The organism is Prevotella sp. P3-122, assembly GCF_002251365.1.
Lineage (GTDB): Bacteria > Bacteroidota > Bacteroidia > Bacteroidales > Bacteroidaceae > Prevotella.
Genome location: NZ_NPJH01000040.1, coordinates 1 through 20,150 on the forward strand (window position 1 = coordinate 1; position 20,150 = coordinate 20,150).

Sequence of the window (20,150 nt, forward strand, 5' to 3'; positions counted from 1 at the left end):
AATGCATTGTAGCCTCGGTCAAATACATAGTATGAGCCTGATTCATAGGGAATCTCCTTCATTGCCTTTGAATCGTGTACCGATGCAGTCGTAATATGGAAGAAAGCTGGGACCTGAGACTCTAGATCGTAAAGGACATGCGCCTTAACGCCTCCTTTCTTCTTGCGGAACTTTGCCCACCAAAACACGGACAAGCAAAGCGGAATCGTTGTTGAATCAAATGCATACACATTCCCCTTCAGTTTGAAGATGCCAGTTGCTCGTTTCTTGCGAGCCTGTTCCATCATGAAGAAGGCAAAGTCTTCAAAGATCCGGTAGTCACGATTTTGATTCGCTGTGACAAATGTCGTCTTTGCTATAGGATTACGACCCATGCCAAGGTGGTAGCATTTGGATTGGCGAGCCTCCAATGCAACGACAACATCACGCAAACTCTCACGATTACAAAGTTGTCCGAACATGAGTGCCATGAGCTGATTCCAACAAGTGAATGACTTGACATACCTGTTCCCATCATACTTGTCAACCAAGTGACGGAACTTGTTGTTATCGAGAAATTCAACCAATTGTGCGAATACATATTTGTCTTTGTTCATAGAGCAGTCCCTTTATGGGCTGCAAAATTACAAATTCAAATCGTCGCACATGAAAGATTACTTCTAATAGACTATATTTCAATAATTTCAAAGACCGAATAGTCCACTTTTACGGGACAGTAGTGAATTAGAACATCTAACTGGACACCCTAGTTATTAACCTTAGCGGCAATGAAGGTAACAAATACAGAGCACACTGCTATAAATGATAATCACCCGAAATGTCGGATGAACCAGAAATGAGATTGGGTTTGGTGTAGTCAACCATTTATTTCCTTGGGCGAACGTTATGTTTGACACCTCTTGCCACTTTCTCTGGCATTATCTCCGGTTTGTTCCTGAAGATGATTGGCGTGAAGTGTCAACCCACAGACAAGGACGTTGAAGGTATCAATACGAGACGGTTTCAATCGTCACAACAGAGAAAAAATAGTTAAAATGTGCATTCGGGCTTGCAAATGGTCAACCACTCCATTAATTTTTGCAACAGAACGAGAGATAAACTCACAAGTAAACTTAATATTCATCCTTAAATACTCTATTATTTATGTTTTGGACACTTTACCTTATCACAACAATTGAGGATGCACCATTTCCTTGCAACAAGGCAGAGTTGATTGACTATGCGGAGCGTTCTTGTGCTCCTCTAACCGTCATTGAGAATCTAAGAGAGCTCGAAGATGACGGCGACGAATACGAAGGTCTTGAAGATATATGGCCAGATATGCCTATTGATAAAGAAGACTTCGGCTTGGATGAGGATGAGAATTGATAATTTTCTCACTTTCGCTTCGGCATATTGAAAACATATTACAATATTATACATAAAGTATAACCTCAAAAGCTATTAATACATGATGCAGATAGAACTTCAGAAGCATATTGCAAGTCTTTCAAGTGAGGAATTTGAAGGTTTCCTCTCAAATATAAATATAATACCTTTGCTTACCATCGATGAGGAAATAGAATTGATTCGCCGAATCCGCAAAGGTGGTAGTGTAGCCGAGCAAGCCAAGGAATTGTTGGTTAAGACAAACCTTCGGTATATATATTCAGTTGCAAAGGTATATGAGAATCCATATCTCAGTATCCAGGAACTTCTCGTCATTGGCATCACCGGGCTCATTCGGGCTGCTGGAAAGTATGATGAGACACGTGGTTTCACATTCATTTCGTATGCGGTATGGTGGATTAGACAAAGTATGCTCAACGCTATACTTAAGCGTCGTGCTGAGGACAAGTGAGCTGAGACAATCGTCCTCTTCACCCATAGAGAACTTGTATGCTATCCAAAGAATGAGAATATGGACCCATACATTGACAATGGCCTGACTGCCGAAGCAAAAGCCAACAAAGATGAGCAGCTATTTCTTGCCAATGCTTTCCTTTTCCATAAGATACATTAAGAATGTAATAATTGCTGGTCACAACGGCTCGTTGAGAGCAGACTACGACAGAATCGTGGAGGAGCTGAAGAAACTTTAATCATAAGTATAGGGCAGTAACTGGAGAAGGAATGTGAGGTCTACTCCCCTTATGAAAGTTCTGGTTCTGCCCTTTTACTATAACAACAATACCAAATCATTATCAATAACTCAAAACCATTTGAATTATGTTCGGAAGTAGAATGATTTCTGTTTATAGAGGTATGTCATCATGCGTAATCCCTGCATACGCTATATCCGGCAATCACATCTATAATGGCATGACTGCCTACGGCATTCCTGCTTTCACACTTGATTAAGAGAACATCATAAAACAGAAAAACTGTCCATTGAGTTGGTAGATTCTCAGTTCTTTGGACTACAACCATCTAAGTCTCTCACTTTAAACTTAACGAATATGACAATCTTTGAAGACGGACACGACTACGTAGTGAAAAAAATGTATGACGATTTGGCACAAAGGAATATTTCTCTCGCAGATAAGTACTATAAGTTAGCCGTACTGCATTATAGGAACGAGTTGGAAGAGTTTCGCAAGGAATATATTATCCGCAAGGACAAAGCTGATCAAGAAATAAAGCAGTTGTTCGATAAGAGGGCAGGATACAAGGCTCAGATGAAGCAAGGACTTATCACCAATGTAGAGTACCAGCGTCTGTTTATGAGCTTGGATAAACAGAAGAGAGATATTGAATACGAGTTGTCAAGATTCAAGTATGATACAATTGGAGATATTGAAGAGTCAGGCTTTTTCGATGGTCTTATGATAGAGAGGTTCTTGAAAGAAGGCATTCCACAGAGTCTTTCTGAGGAGAGGCAGATGGAGGTCAACGTGTCATACGAAAGATACCGCAAGGCACTCATTCGAGCAGCCCAGGACAACAAGTATATGATTGAATCTGTTGGTAAGAGTATCTATGTTCTGGAGCGAACTTGTCTCGACAATATGATTAATCGTTCTATAAGCACACCTATTGCGGTTGCCGAGACGAAGGAAGAGCTTATTGCCTTCTGCTGTTCGATGTATGGGGATGACATACCTTTCGATGATAAAGGTAAGACTCCAACCATACAGATACCAATGGGCGAAGCCTCGTTCTGTATCAAAGAGGTTGTTCGGTTGACATAAATAATATTATTACCAAGGGGGGGCATGAAGTGATTTGCCTAAAACAAGATAAAAAGTTGATTTTTCTGTTTGGATTTTGAGAAGTTCTGTTGTATAATACCATTGCAAGGCGTTCAGATTGAAGCCTTGCATTTAGTATTCACATAAAAACAAAGATATTATGATTCAGTCAAAAGAAACATTCAACAAGACATTGAACGAGTTCCTTAATGAAGCAAATCTGCAGCCAAAGCTCTCAGAGCAAGAGGAGAATGTACTTCTTCCAAAAATGAGTATGAAAACCGAAGAAGGCAAGGCTTGCATCGAGAAGATCGTAAAAGCCAACATGCGCAACATTATCTCTGTTGCAAGACTCTATGAAGGTAAAGGATTGACTGCTGACACTATTATCAAGACCTGTCTTTTCTGCCTTTACGAAGCTGCCGATCGATATGAACCAAGCATGGGTTATCGTTACCTCATCTTAGCCTATGGTTACATGCATTGGCACATTCAATCAGCCATTCGTAACAAGAACCGACAGCTTCTAGATAGGATCTTTAACGACTCGGAAGAAGATGAGACGAAAGCCTAAATGTGGAATCAGAGTATGTTGCAAACATACCTAATGAAATCAGCAACATTTGCCCCAATGATAAGCAAAAATCCAATAACTCCGGCGATAATCTGATAACCTCTGCTTACAGGTTTGTGTAGCACAAATTCATATAAGTTGTAAAGCGTTTGAGCACCATCAAGAGGAGGTATAGGGAGCATGTTAAAGATAGCAAGGAAAAGGTTTAGGCACGCAAAGCCCCACAAAAAGATATACTAGCGATTGCTTGTCACCTTTTTCTTTGCTGTTACAGTCTTTGCTGATTGTTCAATAGGCTTACTGAGGTTATTGCCTTATGGCAATCCAATAGCCAGAGATGGAGGAGAGGGTGTTCTTTGCTTCACATCCCACAATATAATTGGTTGATGCTACTTGTTGCCCAAAGCTTAGTTCACCTTCTTTGTACTCGTGGCTTCCTACCCATGCAAAGATGCAGATATAGGCAATCAGGAGGTTCATAAGTGCGCCAGATATTGAGATCATGACTCTTTTGAGTGGATGCAAATCGGAAGGTAGAACTGACCTATTGCTATCATCGCCATCAGGAGAGCCGAATCTGAAATACGCCCCTAAAGGAATCCACCCGATGCAAAATCTCGTCTTTAATTTCTTCCCTGTATCAAGAAGTCTGAACCATGGGTTAAAGAAAATGCAGAACTTACCCACTCTGACCTTGAAGACCAAAGCCATGAGAGTGTGTCCAATCTCATGAACCACTAATGAGAGCGGAAGCAAAAAGAGATATAACAACATTAGACAATAATTTTGTTGATGCAAATGTACACAAAAAACGCAAAAAACTGAACAAAATAAGATAGATAATAAAAAACACAATGAATTTGAATAAAATTTTATAGAAATGCTCAATTCTTGATTGGAAATCATTTTTTTTTGTAATTTTGCCATACTAATTATTGAAAAAAATGGCATCTAAGAATTTGAATCGTATTAAAGTCATGTTGGCAGAACGCAACCAAACAAACAAATGGTTGGCAGAACAAGTCGGTAAAGATCCTGCAACTGTTTCGAAATGGGTGACGAATGCCTCTCAGCCATCGTTGGAGATGTTCTTCAAAATTGCCAAGGTACTTGACGGCAAGTACACGGATTTAATACGTGAGCAAGAGTTGTAAAACTCGATAGAAAAGAAATAATTCTGTATTATCAACATAGTTCCGAATCAAAACATGGAAAAAGCCACAATAATCCCTCAGCTGTTTGAGATTGAATGCCCACCTGAGAAGATACAGATAGCACTTGGGAAATACCAAACATTTAAACTTAAATATCTGGTAAACAAAGTAACAGGCGTTACCAGTTGCAAGTACGTGTCGTGCGACTGGGCTAAATGTAGCACATACTCAAAGACTGCAGTTCTCAAATTGCGTTCAAAAAACAGAAAGAATACCGTGTATAATCCATGTGTACTTTGGAACTATGAGACAGGCGAGACCTTCTCCATGCATGGAGCAGATGAATTCATGAAAATCTCTATAGAGGAGCATGATACTCATTATAGGTCTTTCACCACAGTTTACGACTATACTATTACGTGCAATACTCTAACCAAAGAAGAATTGCCACAAATAAAATACCCTAAGGAAAAAGAATTAGCAGTTCCTTTTGTTGCAGATACAGGTAACTTGATTTGGAAAATCAAGTCTGTCGGTTACGAAAATCAAAAGACCTATCCCGACATATATGAAGATGTAAAACTGACATCGATAAACGGTGTTGATATGTGGATGGTTAAACATCGCAAAGGAGATGATTGGTGGCTGTTGCATAAACACAACAAAGTCGCGTCAAGCGTAACAGGCGTATTTGTCAAGAAAGGATTTTGCATCTTTGGGCAGATTGAAAATGACAGATACAGATTTTATCGACTCCAGAAAGGGATTGACTTCAAAGAGGTTACTTTAGAACTTACCGACAAGTCTATCATTCTTGATAAAGAACGTGAGATTCCTTTTTACAAGACAAGATTCTATAATGAGGAAGTAACAGGTCTGACAACCGACCGTAATTGGTTCAAGACTAAAAGCGGTAAGGCATATCCTGTATTGTCACCAGAAAACCAAGGTGATATTCCTGAGGAAATCCAACTATATGTTGGTGACGAGGATTTTGTCCCTTGTCGAAGTTATCGTGACTGGGCGTACTATAACTACCCCAAAGGAACGGTTGCTGGGTTCGTCATAACAAATATTTTTGTCAACAGAAAGCTCAAACTTTATTATGCTTTATTGCAAGACTTGGACACAGATGTAGAGATTGTAGTATTGAGCAGCAAGATTATCTTCAAGGAAGGTGATACTGTGTATCTAACGGTTATCAAAAATTTGTATGTTGATATTATAAAAGAGAAAGTGTCTGACGTATTGTCTCATAAGGCAGTTGTTGAACCAGGTTACTTTGCTGAAGTCTCAGAAGAAGAGTATAATGCCTTCAAACAAAACAAACATTCAAAAGAAGGGAGCGACACCGCTGAAGTCCCACAGGTTCAGCCAGAGCCACAGCAGATTACTGAAGAGCCTGAACCTTCGCTTTTGGAAAAGAAAATACCAGAGTTGGTGTCATATGTCAAATACTTGCTTCATGAGGTTGAAGGCGAAGTAAGCCTCAATGTACAAAAAGATGCTGATGGCAACGTGAGAGTCAGCATCCTTAATCAATAGTGATAGAAAATTAAAAAACGATATATGGACGTAGAATATTGACATGAATTGTGGTTTACTTGTCGATGAAGACAATCCAGAATATAAAGAATTCTTATTAAATTTGCAGTATGAATAAAAAAGACAGGTTTACAGGAGTGTTATTCGGTCAGGCAATAGGCGATGCCTTGGGCTTGGGCAGTGAGTTCATGTCCAAAGAAGAGGTACTTCGCTATTATCCTAATGGGCTTTCCTCTTATTCACAAATCATTCAGGATGACCATCGTTGCAGATGGCAACAGGGCATGTGGACAGATGATACAGAAATGATGTTGTGTATTGCTGATGCCTTGATAGCATCTGGTGGAGAAGTGAATCTCAATCAGATTGCAAATAATTTCAAGGCATGGTTTGAAGGGAATCCGTTAGGCATAGGCAGACACACCTATAATGTTTTGTGTTTTAATGACTATGTAAAAGACCCAATACAAGCCGCAGAAATAGTATGGACTCTCTATCGTAAGCGTTCTGCAGCAAATGGAGGCCTAATGCGTACATCTGTCGTTGGTTTGCTGCCAGGGAATGTCTCTATACATGCTGAGAATATCTGCAAACTGACCCACCCTGACCCTCGTTGCATCGGCTCCTGCGTGATTGTCAGTGAGATAATTCATTCACTTGTATATGAGGGAAAAGAGCTTTCTATAGACAATATTCTACAAATATCTGATAAATACGATGACCGCATACGTCCATTCATTGAAATTGCAAACGACTCTACTGGTATTGAGAGTCTTGAACTCACAGGCTTAGAACAGGGCTATACCCTAAAGACTCTCTCGGCAGCCCTCTGGTCGTTGTGGCATTGTAAGACTTTCGAGGATGGACTTCTGCAAGTTGTCAATGCTGGCGGTGATGCCGATACCAATGCTGCAGTTGCATGTGCTATTCTTGGCGCCAAGTTTGGTTTTAGTTCCATTCCCCAGAAGTATGTATCAGGATTGATTGGCGAATCCAGAATAAAGGAAACTTCAGAAGAATTATTTATGGCAACTATATAGAATTAACGTGAGTTCGACGAATATACTTTAGAATAAAGTAAGCTGTCTGTCATTTGAAATATCAACGGTCTGTACTCGTATGGATGGTTTCTTTGGGAAGTAGCAGTATGCAGCTATACCTCCCGGAAGGTTGACTTCGAAATTGCCAAAACTTCTATGTCTCGAATGCTCAACTTGAGCAATGTTCTTCAGCTCGTCATTCACCGTCTCTATTATAGCCCTCTTCCTGAGAAGCAGTTTGTCGGATACGGACATCAATGCTCCCTTCATGTTGCTCTTCAGTATCGTTATAAGTTGTATGCCATCCACAAAGAGCCTTTCGAAAAGACGCTTGCCAATGTACCCTTTGTCGCCAACGAGCTTTCCATATATGAATTCCACAAAAGCCTTATATTCAAGAGGTTTCCTGTCATCCACATCACCCGGTGTTATCATAAAGTTGAGCAATTCTCCCTTCTCATTGCATATCAGGTGAAGCTTGAACCCAAAGAACCAGCCCATGGAGCACATGCCTCTTTGCGCAATGCCCTTGAATACCTTGTGGATATGTATCCTCTGGTTCCTGCATACTCTAAGGGGAGTGCTGTCCACGAAACTTATGCCAGTACATTTTCCGAGCAGCACCTTCTTGATGAATAGAGACAAAGGGATGGCTACTTCCTTTTCAAGTTCCACGAATCGGTTGACTATAGTCTTCCTCTGTCGCGACTCGGCATAATCCAAACAAGTTTGGCTTCTGCTCTCGCTGCTCCATCGGTTGTATGAGACAACTTTCGGGAAGAGGTGACGCATATGTCTGCATACCTTTTCTATATAGAAATGTTTCAGGCAACGGTAGCCTGAATCATGAAACAGTATCATGATTACCATAATTTCAGCCTTTGACATGGTTGACTTGCGATGATATTGCCGTTTCTTATCTGCTTTCAGTGTATATTTTTCCATCATGGCATCAAAAACCTTGCAAAAATCATCTGCAATACAGAAAATTTCAGTAACTTTGTCCTCGATGATCATAGCGATTATTGTTTGTAATTCTTTGTATTTCAACACTATAAAGTTACAACAATTTTCGCTAATCACCAAATTTTCAAGCACTTATATTTCGTCGAACTCACGTTAATTACTTACCAAAGGAGATTCCATAAAATGAACGAAGCGAAAGATTTACATATACAGAGCATATATAAGGTTACGCGGTACAATTACAAGTATCATAACATTAAAAAGTGTCACTGGCCAGAGTTCAAATTAGATTCGCATCTATCGATATATTTTAATAATTTGACAGAGGCAGAGGAATACATTATGGATTACTCACCCTATCATTCAAATGACACCTATGCCAATGTTATCGTCGAAATACCGGTTGGAATACAGGTGTCTGAGCATTTGAGGGCTGATAGTTTTTCAGAGCGCATCTATCTTCCTGATGGAACACTTTGGGGTATAAACGACTATGCCAATATCATGCAGAGGGAAGCACCATACCCTGGTGGTAAGTCAGAACTGGGACATTACCTTGGTAAAAAGCGTATGTTCTTTGGACGAAAGCCTGAGGAAATCCGATTCAAGCCAGGTGACATTGTGGAAGTATTCGGTTATCCCGGCAATAACTATTGGGGTGACAACGTTGTTTGTTTAGCCATCGTAGTCAAAGCGCCTCCCACTAAAGAGGAAATGTCACGGAAGTTGGAGAACTACCTGTCCACCCATACGGATTACGATGTATCAGACCATAGTCTTGGATATCTGTTTGGGAACCATCTTGATACATACGAAGTGATTCCTTATGACTTTGGAGATATAGATTATTCGCCTACAATAGCGACAATGAATCCATCCCTTCCAATTTCAGCAAGAAGGAAGAACCTTCTCATTGACCAGTACGAAAAGTATCTTGCAGGAGAGCTGAAATCCAAATATGACTGAACAATCAATTTGGTAAGATTAGCCACAGCACAGAGGCTGAGCATGACAAGCCAGTCTGCCTTATCATCGATGACACTGACGCTCCAAAGAGCGGACGTAAGAGTGAACTCATCGGCAAGGTGTACTCTCACATTGAGCACAAGACCATCCTTGGCAACAAATGTCTGACGCTGCTTCTGAGCGATGGCATGAGTCAGTTGTTCCTCGATTTCTCGCTTCATGTCGAGGAGGGCCGCAAGCCTGACAAGAAGCAGGGGCTGACGGACAAGCAGCGCAAAGCCCGATACAGCAAGGATCATAGCGGAGAGGCTGTCGAGGAACGCGTCAAGGAGTACACGATGTCGAAGATCGAAAAGGCCATCGAGATGGTGAAGCACGCCATCAAGCGCGGCATCCGATTCGGTTGACAACCGGTTTACCTGTGCAGACTTCGTCCGCCTGATTACCAGCCGCCACATCAAGTGCCACCTGACAGGTATGATCAAGCTGGGCAAGACCAAGTATCATACCCAGTGGGGAGACCTTACAGCCAACCAGATTATCAAGAAGCTCCAGAAGCAGGGACCCACCAAGCATAACCGAACGTTCAGATGTACCTACTGCACCATCGACGTGAAGTTTGCCGGAACCACTGTGCGTCTGTTCTTCTCGAAGCGAGGCAGGAATGGGCATTGGAATGGATTGCTCACAACGGATCTCTCGCTCAGTTTTCTCAAAGCGTACAGGACGTACGCTAACCGCCGGACTACCGAGGTGGCTTATCACGATTGCAAGCAACTGCTCGACTTCGGCAGATGTCAGAGCGTACACTTCTCTGCGCAGATTGCCAGCTTCACGCTGACCATGATGCAGTATAACATACTTTGTACGGTGAAGCGATTTGAGGCCTACGAGACCATCGGAGCGCTCTTCCGTGAGACCACAACTGGTACTATCGAGCTGTCCGCCTCGGACAGGATTTCTGTAAGATGTCAATCAATGGGATATTCATCTAAAAAATCCAAATCTTCGCGTGGTTGCCAGATACCAATTGATTTTATTCCTCCTCCAAAATCCTTATAATCAATATGGTAGTAGTACTTGAATTCACTCATCTTCTTCGTTTCTTCTGAATAGTTAGAAACGAACTCAGATGGTTCTTTGGGGTTAAAGTGTGCCATTGTCTCCAGCTCCTTCTTCAACAATTCATTATCCATGGGTACGAAAATCGCATCAAAGATCATCGGCATATAACCTTTAATATACGCCTTAATCTCCGATATGTATTCTCTGCGAGCCTTTTCCAACATGATAGTCTTGAACTTCTCATAGTAGTTCATTAGGTCGTGCTCGTCAGAACATCCTGAAATTTTCTCATAATTATCAAGTATAATTTGGAACATCACTATGCACTTAGCCAGTTCATTGTCAGGCATTTTCTCATCAAATGAATCCATAGCTCTCTTCCATACACTTCTCTTGGGCTTGTGGATGCCACTTTTAGGATCCTCCGTAACGTACGAAAATAGAATCAGGTCATCTTTGTCCTCTGTTTTATATAAAGTACCATGATAAGTTTGTTCTCCCTTTTTGATAATATGAGTTGGGAATGTCAACCTACCGTCATTGTCTGGTTCCAGAGCAACTTCAATCTGCCCTTTACGCATTCGGAGCAGATATACAGTTCTTATGATATGTTTGAATTTACAATCTTCCATAGTTTCTAATTATCAAAACAGAGTTTGATTCACGAATGATAGCATCGAGGTAACCGTCCTTTCCGAATCTATCATAATTGCAACCAAAACCATGGTCTTGTAACAGAAAGAGCCATGGCGCCTTGACGAACTGCTTCACAAACATTTGGAAGTATGTCGCAATTCCATCAGCAAACAGAAAGGTTATCGAAAATCGCTCAGCACCCCACTCATCATCTTTATCAGCATTCCTTTCAAGAACCTCTGTAAAGCAATATGGCTCAATGGTTTTGTCAACAAAATGCATCGGACTCATTCTTGGTGTGTAGTTTACAGTGATTGGAAACGAACCATTCGGCATAATGTCCAGTTCAGACCATTCTATCCTTCCGATAGAGTGATTGCCATGGAACGAACCCTTATCCATCATATTTTCCAATTCTTCCTTCTTGACCAGATAGTCAACATACAAGAAGGAATGGACACAATGAGCCTTGTTCGCTACAGCAACAAGATTGCCATCGAACCCACTTCCTGGATAATACCCTACTCTACCGCCCATAACAGTATCGAATGCTACATCCATCCCTTCCTTATAGTTCTTTAGCCAGTAAGGAATATTTTCGTTATATTGCTTTAGATAGTCAATCATGATTTGTTCAATTGCTTTAATTTATTCTTAGCCCTGCTCAATCCTTCTTTTATAAAATCTGTTACGTCAAAACATTTCTTTGTTGCATCGAACGGATTATTTTCAGCCTTAAACCATGGTTCTGGTTCCAGATAGACATTGATATGATTATTATCACCTAACACCATAAACATGGATTCAGCATGAATGTTTTGATAATTGACACGATGCCAACCATTTGTTGATAGATTTACTACACCTATACCATATTTCCTTAATAAACCAGGAAGCGTTCCTGCGCCACTTTCAAACTCTTTACAGCGTTCAATTGCATCTGATAGTTCAGAGTTCTGTTTATTAGAATCTAGTAAGGTTTGGAGAATAGTCAGGAGTTCTGAAAGCTTACAAGAAGTTGCGTCAAACTGATCACCTTTGCATAACAACTTATCAGGATTTTCCGTATCATACACATCACAATGTGGCAGATACATGTGCATCCCGACTTCCTCCATATATATTCTGCCTAACTTGCCAGTACCACTACCAAATATAGAATCCTATGTATAATCAGGACGAAGTTCAACAGGAATTTCAACTACCCCATTAAGCAATCTGTCAACCATACGGGAATCATGCAAATACTGACCAAAAGCATTTGCCAATTGCCCCAACTCTTTATTGAACGTGCGCATATCAAGTGATGCAACTTCCTTTTCTGTAATAAAGGCAGCAACACCACTACAAAAGTACACATCATAGTTCTCTTTTGTTGAATTGATAAAGAAGTCCACCCAATCTTTGCTTGATTGAGGGCGTTCACTTAGTTTTCCAAACTCACTTTGCGCAAGTTCGTAACCTTGTGAAGAAGAGTCGTTAACATTTTGTATCCTAGTCACAACAGAACTGTTTAGTTATGTTTGCAATACTTATTCTTTTGAACTTGAAATATCTGCAATCCCCAGCACCATTCTTATGAATGATGTCGGGGATTATGGAATGCATTAAATTATATCACGATGATTCAAGCAAAATTAAAGTGGCCAAACCTGAGGAACAACCTTTGAAGCGAAACCGCAATTACGAATTTGAATTGCAGTTTCGTCCCAATTAGCCTTAGTGTTAAACCAGTTAGAACAGATAAGGGTAGAAACATATTGTCTCATTACTTGACTCTTGTCAGCAAATGCCTCATTTGCTACTCTCTTGAGCGCCTTTATCATCTTTTCCTGATCATCAGCTTCCTTGTCGGGATTGTTCTCTACTCTTGGTTTTTCCAACAAAATGAAGTTTCCAATGGTCTTTGTCTTTGTCTTACGTTCCTGTTCGAGCATATCATCTGCATGAGGAGGATAGTTTCTTTCACTTGCCTTACATGGCTTTGGAATGATGTACTCTGCAAAGAAGTAATTATAACCGCCTGTGTGCTGATAACGATTACGAGTTTCCTGTAGATAGAAAATCAAACGAGGAGTGGATTCATCGCCAAAGATTGTTTGATGTATATTGGTAGCAATCTCTGTATCAGAAGGCATATGCATATTCTTATCCTCGCTAATATTCATTATATACTGCTTCAGCTCATCGCAACTATCAATCTGTTTTGCAACGAGTTGTTCTGTATAAAACTCTGTTGCCATTTTATTGGCATTAACAGGCAGAGCTACCATTCGGCGAACAAGATAAGTCTCTAAGAATTCAAACATCTTATTTTGTTCTTGCAAATCATTTACATTCTTAAGAACATAAAGCAAATAAGGAGTAATTGTTGAATCCTTTGTCATTGCAATACATGCAACTCGTTCGATACCAGATGTCATAGGAATGCGAACATCAAGGTTTTTCTTGTTCAAATATTTCTTGTACAACTTAGCATACTCAATAATCTCATTTGCAAGAGTTTGCTTATCAGTTCCAAAGACCTCAACAAAAGCCTTGCAAGTCGAGAATATCTGACTCTTTTGTACGAAAGCCTTACGGTCAAATCCTGGTTGCCCCTCGTAATCCCACATCTTGATGCGAACAAAGTCATAGAAGAAGTTAGATATAACCTTGTTTTCATCAGTAGCAGCCTGGCTACGAGCAGCATCACTTGTTCCCCAGAAATCTCGAGATGCAGTATCATCAAATACTGGCTTCCAATTGTTTACATAAGCCTCTTCCTCATTAACATCATAGAGGAAGTTCTTCATCAACTCGTCAATAGTAAGATCTACACCAAGAGAGTTAATGGTGTCAAAAATCTGTTGTTCGTCATCTTGGTCATCAAGAATGATCTCAACAAACTTAATTCGTCCAATCACAGCCATCCAAAGAGCTTTTAACTCTGATTGGCCTCTACCAACAAGTTTGTCGCGGAAGAAATGGTATGCCTTTACAACTCGCTTATCCTCATAAGGAGTAAGAGGATTACCCCACATGGTCTCTTGATATGCAGCACGATCATTGATACTGTGATGCAAAACCGGATTGCGCTGACCATTCTGAATAAAGAAAGATGACTGAAAATTATTACGCAGCTGGTCATCTACGAGCAACGAATTAAGAGCCTTCAAGAATATTGACAAAGTAGTCAATCTCTGCTGACCATCAATTACTGTATACTTCTCGCTAACACCATAGTCAGCCTCTTCTTTTGTTGGTTTCTCTTCCTTAAAAATGAGAGAACCAAGGAAATATTTTTTACGGAGTCCAACCAAGGATTCCATGTCATTGACAAAACGTTCCCATTCTTTTTCTCCCCAAACGTACTGACGCTGGAAGAAAGGTATTCTCAGAACTGTTGAGTTCATAAATACGCCATTGATACTTGGAGTTTCAGCTTTCATACTAATAAACTTAATTTACAAAGAGATATATGTTCCTAATTGTGGTGCAAAGTTACGAAGTTTTTGTCAAACCTCACAACGGTATATACGTATAACAAATTGCTATGCCATTATTCCATGTAACTTGTAAATACGTTGTTCAAGTCATGATCAGAAGAAGCGATTAATACTCTATCACGAACTTGGCTTCTTGACAAATCAAGTCTGCGTAGAGCACCACCATTCATGTGAATTAATTGTATTCTACCCGCACCAGGATTCCTTGCTGCATATTTTGCTAAGCCAATAGCCTTTGGCAAGTTATCTGTTCTTGTTTGATCGTGTGGTTCAAGTATATCAATCAAATATCCAGCTGCATCTTTCCTTATTATAATAAAGTCAGGGTACATAGCTCTAATCTGACCGTTCATTTCGTATGGCATACAGAGAGCCCAAGGTTTACGTGAAGGATTACGCAACCAACACACGAAATCTTCTCGTTCCATTTCTTCTTTTAGAAGAGCTTCTTCCCAACCATTCAGTCGGAATGTTGCTTCACAATTAGAATCAACGAAGAGATGTTTCTTGTATTTCTTTCCATTTATCTCAAGACTAACATTTATGTTCTCTGGCAAACGGAAGTTATGTTCACTCACTTCATCACCATTCGATACTATTCTATTGTACTTCTCTTGGTCACGTTCATCGAGCGTAATAATTTGACGACGATATTGATCCACAAGGTCATGGAACTTATTCTTAGCGTATTCCATGAGTCCATCAATACAGTTTTGTTCAACTGCAAAGAGGATAACATCTATCTTGAATTCATTTTCGTTGTCAGGATTATAAAAGAGGTTTCCGTACAATTGGGCTATACCTTCATTATGCAGTTTGCTGTCAGCCAGACGCAATTGACGGTCAAGGTCGGTATCTGTTGCCGAGAATAACGGTCCGAGTGGATTATCAGTTATTCGGTTTCCAAATACATCAAAAGCCTGTGAAGCCAATTTGAATTCCATTACTTTGTTGGCTAAAGCATCATACCTACCTGAATTTCTCAATCCCTCGGCATAGTCATGAATCTTGTTTATGATTTCACGCTTCACGCTATTTATTTCAACTGCATTCAGACCTGTCTGCGAGAGGAATCTACAGATAGAGAACAGCGAACTCAGATAGTTGGTTATTCGAACTGTACGAATATCATACGAAAGTAAACCAGAATCATTGATGAATTTCATAATCTCATCACGAGGAATACCATCTACTACGATTTCTTCTATGTATTGAGGTATATATTCTTCAGAAGTTGCCTCATATTGAGGTTCGTTTTCTTGTTCTGGACTTTGCGTCTCGCTATCTGTGATCTTCTGAGGTACTAGGTCAACGACAGTTTCCGTTGATATGGATTCTTGATTTGTGCTTTCCGTATTTACTACTGAGTTGTCTATTGTAGTTACAGAAGGTATGGTATCTATTGTTGGAGTATTGAGCACAATGGATTCCTGTCTGTTTTCAGAATCTTGCCTGGTCACTTCCTCTTGTTGAACAGATTGCACATTTTGTTCACTCGCTGTTGATTGTGTCTGAGTTTGTGCGTTTGGGCTTTGCACTTCTACCCTTCTTGTTGGTCGTATGCTCAAAGTCTCAGTTGTTGGATTCTCCATCGACTCTGCCGACATGTCAACAGGAATATCAGCACCCTCTGCATTTTGCAACTCGTTAATAACTTTTTGGACATTCTCTTGGTTGAATCTTGGCAAGAAAAGATGTACATTGTTAAGCGAGTCGTCCACAGCTATATGCATCTGCATAGGTGTTCTTACCATACGACCGAGCAACTGTGCGATGTTTGTTATATCATTAGCTCTACGGAATGACATCATACACTCTGCACGAGGACAATCCCATCCAGTAGAGAGGTTTTCCTTGAAGAAAACGATTTTAATCTTTCTGTCATCAGCTATTTGTGATGGTTCTCTATACTTTACGTCAAGTCCATTTATAGTAATGTCCGATGCTGTCTGTCCAAAGGTGTGAACAACTTCGCCTTCCTGCAATTTCTTACCTATACGAGCTTCTATCTTACGGAGGCATTCTGCAAGATCTGTGTCAGAATAACGACTGTCATGATTACTATTTTCTACCTGAATAACGAAAACAGGATTTACATAAGCATAATGCTGCTCATAACAATACTGATGCCAATGGTTCCATTTGTCCACCCATTCATCGGTAGCAGCTTGAAGTATTGCCATCTCATTAGTGGTAGCACCTTCCTCTGGATAGTTTACGATAATCTGATCTTTCAGCAAACCAGAACGTCTTACCTGTTCTGCTTCTACAGTCACCCTCTGAATTGTGGATGTCGTATTACCTGCAAGTGTGTTGAATCGCTGGATTGTTGCAGACATACCGATAACCACAGGCATCACAGGCAGATTATTTGTACGATCTCCCATGATGAACTTCTGCATGATTGTGGTTGCCTGACCTGCTTTACGTCCCTGCATGCCTCTATGAGCTTCATCTATTATGACATAAAGACGATCACTCTTCTCCTGAATGGTATTGCGGAGTGTATCCCAAATAGTATAGTGGCGAGTGTCACCATACTTGCAAAGGTTAGAGGATGTTGACAGTTTCTGGGTATTGAGGAAGTAGATGTGTCCGTCTTCCAAAATCTCCTGGTCAAAACCTGACTCTTCAATTGTTACTGTCTGCTGTAAAGTGATACGGTCAGCCTTCAGGTCTATCTTTTGCTTTGACTGTAGGTTGAGTTCTGGAGAGTCAGAAATCCAAAGGAAAATAGCATCTTGCTGGTCAGGATAAACATCCGTACCAAAGAGAATATCCTCAATTAGGGCAGACATGATGATAGTCTTACCTGCACCTGTAGGAGCCGTAAAACTAACAATCTGCGGTGTATGTGTGCGCTGATAACCTCCCAATGCCTCTGCGGAAGCCTGACGAAGAGAGGTTACTGCTATCTGTTGAAACGGAAATAATGTTACTTTCATCGTTCGTCCTTCTTTTTACTTAATGTTGTTGATACGGAAATTGTCAAGGTAATCGCGATAGAGCTGATATGTTTTGTCAACACCGATGCCCTCCGTCATTTCCTTGAATCCTCGGTTTGAATCTGTCACAAAGAACACAGTGTCTATAATGTCCTTCTTGTCCTGCATTTCTTTCTCAAACGCATGGTATGCAGTTTCATCAATGAGAACTGCAAAGTGATTCTTCTCGCAAATCATCATCTGTGGCAATTCCTCTTCTGCCAATTCAGGACACTCTCCTCTTGCACCTGTCTTCATCCAGAGCAGAGGAAGCAACTCCTTAAACTGACGACCAAGAGCAACAGAAGTCTTGTCGAGAAAACCGAGTTTGAAATAAGACGCATTGGCTTTGAATCCGTCAGCCATAGGCATCTTTACAGGTATGGTTTCTTCTACCTGCCCAAGCAGTTCCACCACAGATTCCTTGATTCTCTTGAATACAGTTCCCTTTGAAGTAACAATGTATATATTTGTAATCTCATCATGTCCATCAAGAGCTTCAAGCCATTCTTCTGAGACTTCAACATCAAAGAGAACCGTTGCATTGCAAGAGTCATCTTCTTCAGCCAAGAGATAAGGAGCATCCTCCTTCATTGTTGGAAGTTTTACGTCCTTCTGTTTGTTGATGAACGTAACAAGTTTCTTCTTTTTTGTAAGATTCGGCTCTTCTACAAAGAAATCTATCTGACTGATATTTCTATCTGTAAACTTCTTTTCGGTATTTGTTGTTATGTACTCGCCTTCTATTGGTTTGCCGTTCACATCAACACCCTTGATAGAGCATTCTGTTCTTGGCCAGTTTACATAGCGTGCGATACCCCACTTTTCCCATTCTTCATCACCAGGAAAAATACCTTGAGGTACCAGTTCTTTTTCTTTTGTTTCGCCAATCTCATTATTGGTAACCATTATGCAACGACGTTGACCACCATCTTCTGCATTCAAAAGATTGACTGCATGAAGGGTTGTTCCTGAACCAGCGAAAAAGTCAAGGATTAGGGCGTTTGGTTTGTTAGCCATAACGATCGAAATACAATCCTTTTCTGCATACAAAGATTTTGGGAATGTGAATCTGTCTCCAATCATTGGTTTTATCAACTTAGAACCATACTGTTGCGCATCGTGTAGCGGTCTTTGCCAATTAGTTGTTGGCATACGATCGCGCCCCGTTGGATAATATGCATTAATTGTTCCGTCTTCATTTCTTCCAAGTGTGATCGCTTTACCAGAATTAATATCATCAATAATTCCCCCTGTCAGATAACTAATAACATACTTCTGAGGCTTATGTGGTGTATATTTACCTACACGCACAAAACCATTATTAAGCCTATTTTGTAATTCTTCTCTTTTACATCCCCACATCATTTCTGTCCCATCGTCTCTAATTGGATAAACTGAAGTGCATCCATTTCTCTTTGGTGCATCTTCTATTGGAATTTCAAGAGGTAAAGGCAATCCTATGAATTCTATCTGATGTGTTGCGTCATTAACATAAATTGGATAGAATTGGTTCTTAGTATTTTCTCTAGTATTCTTTGCATTTGATCTACGAAGTGTATCCCAAACAACAGGTACATTCTCCTGTTGTCGTGACTCAGGCAATACAATATTGGAACCCAACTGTACATAATATATGTATTCGTCCGTACGATAAAAAGTTGATGGTTTGCCAGCACCTGCAGGATTAATTACACTACTAATCATCTGGATTCTTGCTTGTGGGAACATTTGCTCCAACAAACAACCAAGATGATGGTATTCTTTCTCATCAATTGTTACGATAAGTACAGAATCATTAGGATTCAGCAACTTCTTTGCAAGCAATAAGCGCTTCTCAATCATAGAAAGCCATTTGCTATGCTTGTAGCTGTCATTACCATCAACATAGTCGTTGTTGTATTTCCAATCCCTTGCACCTGAGTTGTATGGTGGGTCAATATAAATACAATCTACCTGTCCAGCATAAAGATATGCTAACAATTGAAGAGCATGATAGTTGTCTGCCTCAATAAGTGTGTGCCATAACTCGCTATCAGGAGCATTCTGCACACTACCCATTGGCTTCAGGTAAGGATAGATAGGATCACCGAGTTTTGCAACGACAACGACTTCTCCTTTTGCCATCGTTACCTGCTCATGCGATACAGTATGCTCGCAAACAACATTGTCTCCATCCATACTGACGACAACATAGTACTCCACCGACTCTTCTTTTTCCCTTCCAGCTTTGGTCAGCTTTCGTCGCTGTGTTACTAAAAAGCCACGCTTTACGGGAACATCGAAAAGAGGAGTGTTCTCGGGAGTATGTTCCTCAAACACAAGTCCAAACTTGCGCTGCTTATTTAGTTTGTCCACCTCTTGTTGCACACGCATGCGCAACTCCGGGTTTTCAATTTGTTCTATCAAGTCCTTTATTACTGACATATTATATATTGAGGAATAAAGTCTTTCGTGTCTGACCTATATGGTAAAAAATGCCGTAACGTGCTGATTTTCAAAGTATATTAAAGAAACGTGAATAAATGGTCAATTGTTAAAAATCAATGCCTTACACCGAAA

At 40.4% G+C, this 20,150-nt stretch carries 22 protein-coding genes; 11 read left to right on the forward strand and 11 right to left on the reverse strand.

Annotation, left to right across the window (positions count from 1 at the left end; genetic code table 11):
• Positions 1–596: IS4 family transposase (locus CIL02_RS07500; RefSeq protein ID WP_141210164.1), on the reverse strand; the 596-nt coding region annotated here is incomplete at its 3' end.
• Positions 597–1,143: 547 nt separating this feature from the next.
• Here CIL02_RS07500 and CIL02_RS07505 point away from each other — a divergent pair.
• The 5 genes from CIL02_RS07505 (at position 1,144) to CIL02_RS07520 (ending at position 3,744) form a co-directional block, all read left to right on the forward strand.
• Positions 1,144–1,368: a DUF2795 domain-containing protein gene (locus tag CIL02_RS07505; RefSeq protein ID WP_094400496.1), complete on the forward strand. Its 225-nt coding sequence runs from the start codon at positions 1,144–1,146 to the stop codon at positions 1,366–1,368.
• Positions 1,369–1,450: 82 nt separating this feature from the next.
• A complete protein-coding gene (locus CIL02_RS07510; RefSeq protein WP_094400498.1) occupies positions 1,451–1,840 on the forward strand; it encodes a sigma-70 family RNA polymerase sigma factor in 390 nt (129 codons plus the stop codon).
• 112 nt (positions 1,841–1,952) lie between these two features.
• The gene (locus CIL02_RS16875; protein WP_256387555.1) at positions 1,953–2,081 is read left to right on the forward strand and encodes a hypothetical protein; all 129 of its coding nucleotides are present in this window, start codon (positions 1,953–1,955) and stop codon (positions 2,079–2,081) included.
• A 357-nt stretch (positions 2,082–2,438) separates the two neighbouring features.
• On the forward strand, positions 2,439–3,170 hold the full coding sequence (locus CIL02_RS07515) for a hypothetical protein (RefSeq protein WP_094400500.1): 732 nt from the start codon (positions 2,439–2,441) through the stop codon (positions 3,168–3,170).
• 160 nt (positions 3,171–3,330) lie between these two features.
• Positions 3,331–3,744: a sigma factor gene (locus CIL02_RS07520; RefSeq protein ID WP_094400502.1), complete on the forward strand. Its 414-nt coding sequence runs from the start codon at positions 3,331–3,333 to the stop codon at positions 3,742–3,744.
• An 8-nt stretch (positions 3,745–3,752) separates the two neighbouring features.
• Here CIL02_RS07520 and CIL02_RS16950 read toward each other — a convergent pair whose 3' ends face one another.
• Both CIL02_RS16950 and CIL02_RS07530 read right to left on the reverse strand, forming a co-directional pair.
• Positions 3,753–3,971, reverse strand: coding sequence for a site-2 protease family protein (locus CIL02_RS16950; protein ID WP_170935041.1), 219 nt, complete (start codon positions 3,969–3,971; stop codon positions 3,753–3,755).
• 79 nt (positions 3,972–4,050) lie between these two features.
• A complete protein-coding gene (locus tag CIL02_RS07530; protein WP_170935042.1) occupies positions 4,051–4,518 on the reverse strand; it encodes a M50 family metallopeptidase in 468 nt (155 codons plus the stop codon).
• A gap of 170 nt (positions 4,519–4,688) precedes the next feature.
• On the opposite strand from CIL02_RS07530, the gene CIL02_RS07535 reads away from it, so the two are divergent.
• The 3 genes from CIL02_RS07535 (at position 4,689) to CIL02_RS07545 (ending at position 7,483) form a co-directional block, all read left to right on the forward strand.
• Positions 4,689–4,898, forward strand: coding sequence for a helix-turn-helix transcriptional regulator (locus tag CIL02_RS07535; protein ID WP_094400507.1), 210 nt, complete (start codon positions 4,689–4,691; stop codon positions 4,896–4,898).
• Between the two features lie 54 nt (positions 4,899–4,952).
• A complete protein-coding gene (locus CIL02_RS07540; RefSeq protein WP_094400509.1) occupies positions 4,953–6,443 on the forward strand; it encodes a hypothetical protein in 1,491 nt (496 codons plus the stop codon).
• A gap of 110 nt (positions 6,444–6,553) precedes the next feature.
• Positions 6,554–7,483, forward strand: coding sequence for an ADP-ribosylglycohydrolase family protein (locus CIL02_RS07545; RefSeq protein WP_094400511.1), 930 nt, complete (start codon positions 6,554–6,556; stop codon positions 7,481–7,483).
• A gap of 27 nt (positions 7,484–7,510) precedes the next feature.
• Here CIL02_RS07545 and CIL02_RS07550 read toward each other — a convergent pair whose 3' ends face one another.
• A complete protein-coding gene (locus tag CIL02_RS07550) occupies positions 7,511–8,500 on the reverse strand; it encodes an IS982 family transposase (RefSeq protein ID WP_094400513.1) in 990 nt (329 codons plus the stop codon).
• A 132-nt stretch (positions 8,501–8,632) separates the two neighbouring features.
• Here CIL02_RS07550 and CIL02_RS07555 point away from each other — a divergent pair, with 132 nt between their 5' ends.
• The 3 genes from CIL02_RS07555 (at position 8,633) to CIL02_RS16020 (ending at position 10,477) form a co-directional block, all read left to right on the forward strand.
• Positions 8,633–9,415, forward strand: coding sequence for a hypothetical protein (locus CIL02_RS07555; protein WP_094400515.1), 783 nt, complete (start codon positions 8,633–8,635; stop codon positions 9,413–9,415).
• 17 nt (positions 9,416–9,432) lie between these two features.
• The gene (locus CIL02_RS07560) at positions 9,433–9,822 is read left to right on the forward strand and encodes a transposase (protein WP_256387556.1); all 390 of its coding nucleotides are present in this window, start codon (positions 9,433–9,435) and stop codon (positions 9,820–9,822) included.
• A gap of 70 nt (positions 9,823–9,892) precedes the next feature.
• A complete protein-coding gene (locus CIL02_RS16020) occupies positions 9,893–10,477 on the forward strand; it encodes a hypothetical protein (protein WP_141210165.1) in 585 nt (194 codons plus the stop codon).
• Here the strand turns inward: CIL02_RS16020 and CIL02_RS07570 are convergent.
• From CIL02_RS07570 to CIL02_RS07600, 7 genes are all read right to left on the reverse strand, one after another.
• Entirely contained in the window at positions 10,387–11,112 is a 726-nt protein-coding gene (locus CIL02_RS07570) for a hypothetical protein (protein ID WP_094400521.1), read from the reverse strand. The genes CIL02_RS16020 and CIL02_RS07570 overlap by 91 nt on opposite strands.
• Positions 11,099–11,743, reverse strand: coding sequence for a hypothetical protein (locus CIL02_RS07575; RefSeq protein WP_094400523.1), 645 nt, complete (start codon positions 11,741–11,743; stop codon positions 11,099–11,101). Before CIL02_RS07575 ends, CIL02_RS07570 begins: the two co-directional genes overlap by 14 nt.
• Positions 11,740–12,234, reverse strand: a complete 495-nt coding sequence (locus CIL02_RS07580; RefSeq protein WP_094400525.1) for a hypothetical protein — start codon at positions 12,232–12,234, stop codon at positions 11,740–11,742. Before CIL02_RS07580 ends, CIL02_RS07575 begins: the two co-directional genes overlap by 4 nt.
• Before the next feature lie 45 nt (positions 12,235–12,279).
• Positions 12,280–12,618, reverse strand: coding sequence for a hypothetical protein (locus CIL02_RS07585; RefSeq protein WP_094400527.1), 339 nt, complete (start codon positions 12,616–12,618; stop codon positions 12,280–12,282).
• A gap of 135 nt (positions 12,619–12,753) precedes the next feature.
• A complete protein-coding gene (locus CIL02_RS07590; RefSeq protein WP_094400529.1) occupies positions 12,754–14,547 on the reverse strand; it encodes a DUF262 domain-containing protein in 1,794 nt (597 codons plus the stop codon).
• Between the two features lie 110 nt (positions 14,548–14,657).
• Positions 14,658–17,549: a DEAD/DEAH box helicase family protein gene (locus tag CIL02_RS07595; protein ID WP_094400531.1), complete on the reverse strand. Its 2,892-nt coding sequence runs from the start codon at positions 17,547–17,549 to the stop codon at positions 14,658–14,660.
• Positions 17,550–17,564: 15 nt separating this feature from the next.
• A complete protein-coding gene (locus CIL02_RS07600) occupies positions 17,565–20,015 on the reverse strand; it encodes a site-specific DNA-methyltransferase (protein WP_094400533.1) in 2,451 nt (816 codons plus the stop codon).
• Between the last annotated feature and the right edge of the window lie 135 nt (positions 20,016–20,150).

What these genes read in the sequence shown, in the direction of transcription:
- CIL02_RS07505 (WP_094400496.1), top strand. Translation starts at nt 1,144, where the DNA reads ATGTTTTGGACACTTTACCTTATCACAACAATTGAGGATGCACCATTT.
- CIL02_RS07510 (WP_094400498.1), top strand. Translation starts at nt 1,451, where the DNA reads ATGATGCAGATAGAACTTCAGAAGCATATTGCAAGTCTTTCAAGTGAG.
- CIL02_RS16875 (WP_256387555.1), top strand. Translation starts at nt 1,953, where the DNA reads ATGAGCAGCTATTTCTTGCCAATGCTTTCCTTTTCCATAAGATACATT.
- CIL02_RS07515 (WP_094400500.1), top strand. Translation starts at nt 2,439, where the DNA reads ATGACAATCTTTGAAGACGGACACGACTACGTAGTGAAAAAAATGTAT.
- CIL02_RS07520 (WP_094400502.1), top strand. Translation starts at nt 3,331, where the DNA reads ATGATTCAGTCAAAAGAAACATTCAACAAGACATTGAACGAGTTCCTT.
- CIL02_RS07530 (WP_170935042.1), bottom strand. Translation starts at nt 4,518, where the DNA reads ATGTTGTTATATCTCTTTTTGCTTCCGCTCTCATTAGTGGTTCATGAG.
- CIL02_RS07535 (WP_094400507.1), top strand. Translation starts at nt 4,689, where the DNA reads ATGGCATCTAAGAATTTGAATCGTATTAAAGTCATGTTGGCAGAACGC.
- CIL02_RS07540 (WP_094400509.1), top strand. Translation starts at nt 4,953, where the DNA reads ATGGAAAAAGCCACAATAATCCCTCAGCTGTTTGAGATTGAATGCCCA.
- CIL02_RS07545 (WP_094400511.1), top strand. Translation starts at nt 6,554, where the DNA reads ATGAATAAAAAAGACAGGTTTACAGGAGTGTTATTCGGTCAGGCAATA.
- CIL02_RS07550 (WP_094400513.1), bottom strand. Translation starts at nt 8,500, where the DNA reads ATGATCATCGAGGACAAAGTTACTGAAATTTTCTGTATTGCAGATGAT.
- CIL02_RS07555 (WP_094400515.1), top strand. Translation starts at nt 8,633, where the DNA reads ATGAACGAAGCGAAAGATTTACATATACAGAGCATATATAAGGTTACG.
- CIL02_RS16020 (WP_141210165.1), top strand. Translation starts at nt 9,893, where the DNA reads ATGATCAAGCTGGGCAAGACCAAGTATCATACCCAGTGGGGAGACCTT.
- CIL02_RS07570 (WP_094400521.1), bottom strand. Translation starts at nt 11,112, where the DNA reads ATGGAAGATTGTAAATTCAAACATATCATAAGAACTGTATATCTGCTC.
- CIL02_RS07575 (WP_094400523.1), bottom strand. Translation starts at nt 11,743, where the DNA reads ATGATTGACTATCTAAAGCAATATAACGAAAATATTCCTTACTGGCTA.
- CIL02_RS07580 (WP_094400525.1), bottom strand. Translation starts at nt 12,234, where the DNA reads ATGGAGGAAGTCGGGATGCACATGTATCTGCCACATTGTGATGTGTAT.
- CIL02_RS07590 (WP_094400529.1), bottom strand. Translation starts at nt 14,547, where the DNA reads ATGAAAGCTGAAACTCCAAGTATCAATGGCGTATTTATGAACTCAACA.
- CIL02_RS07595 (WP_094400531.1), bottom strand. Translation starts at nt 17,549, where the DNA reads ATGAAAGTAACATTATTTCCGTTTCAACAGATAGCAGTAACCTCTCTT.
- CIL02_RS07600 (WP_094400533.1), bottom strand. Translation starts at nt 20,015, where the DNA reads ATGTCAGTAATAAAGGACTTGATAGAACAAATTGAAAACCCGGAGTTG.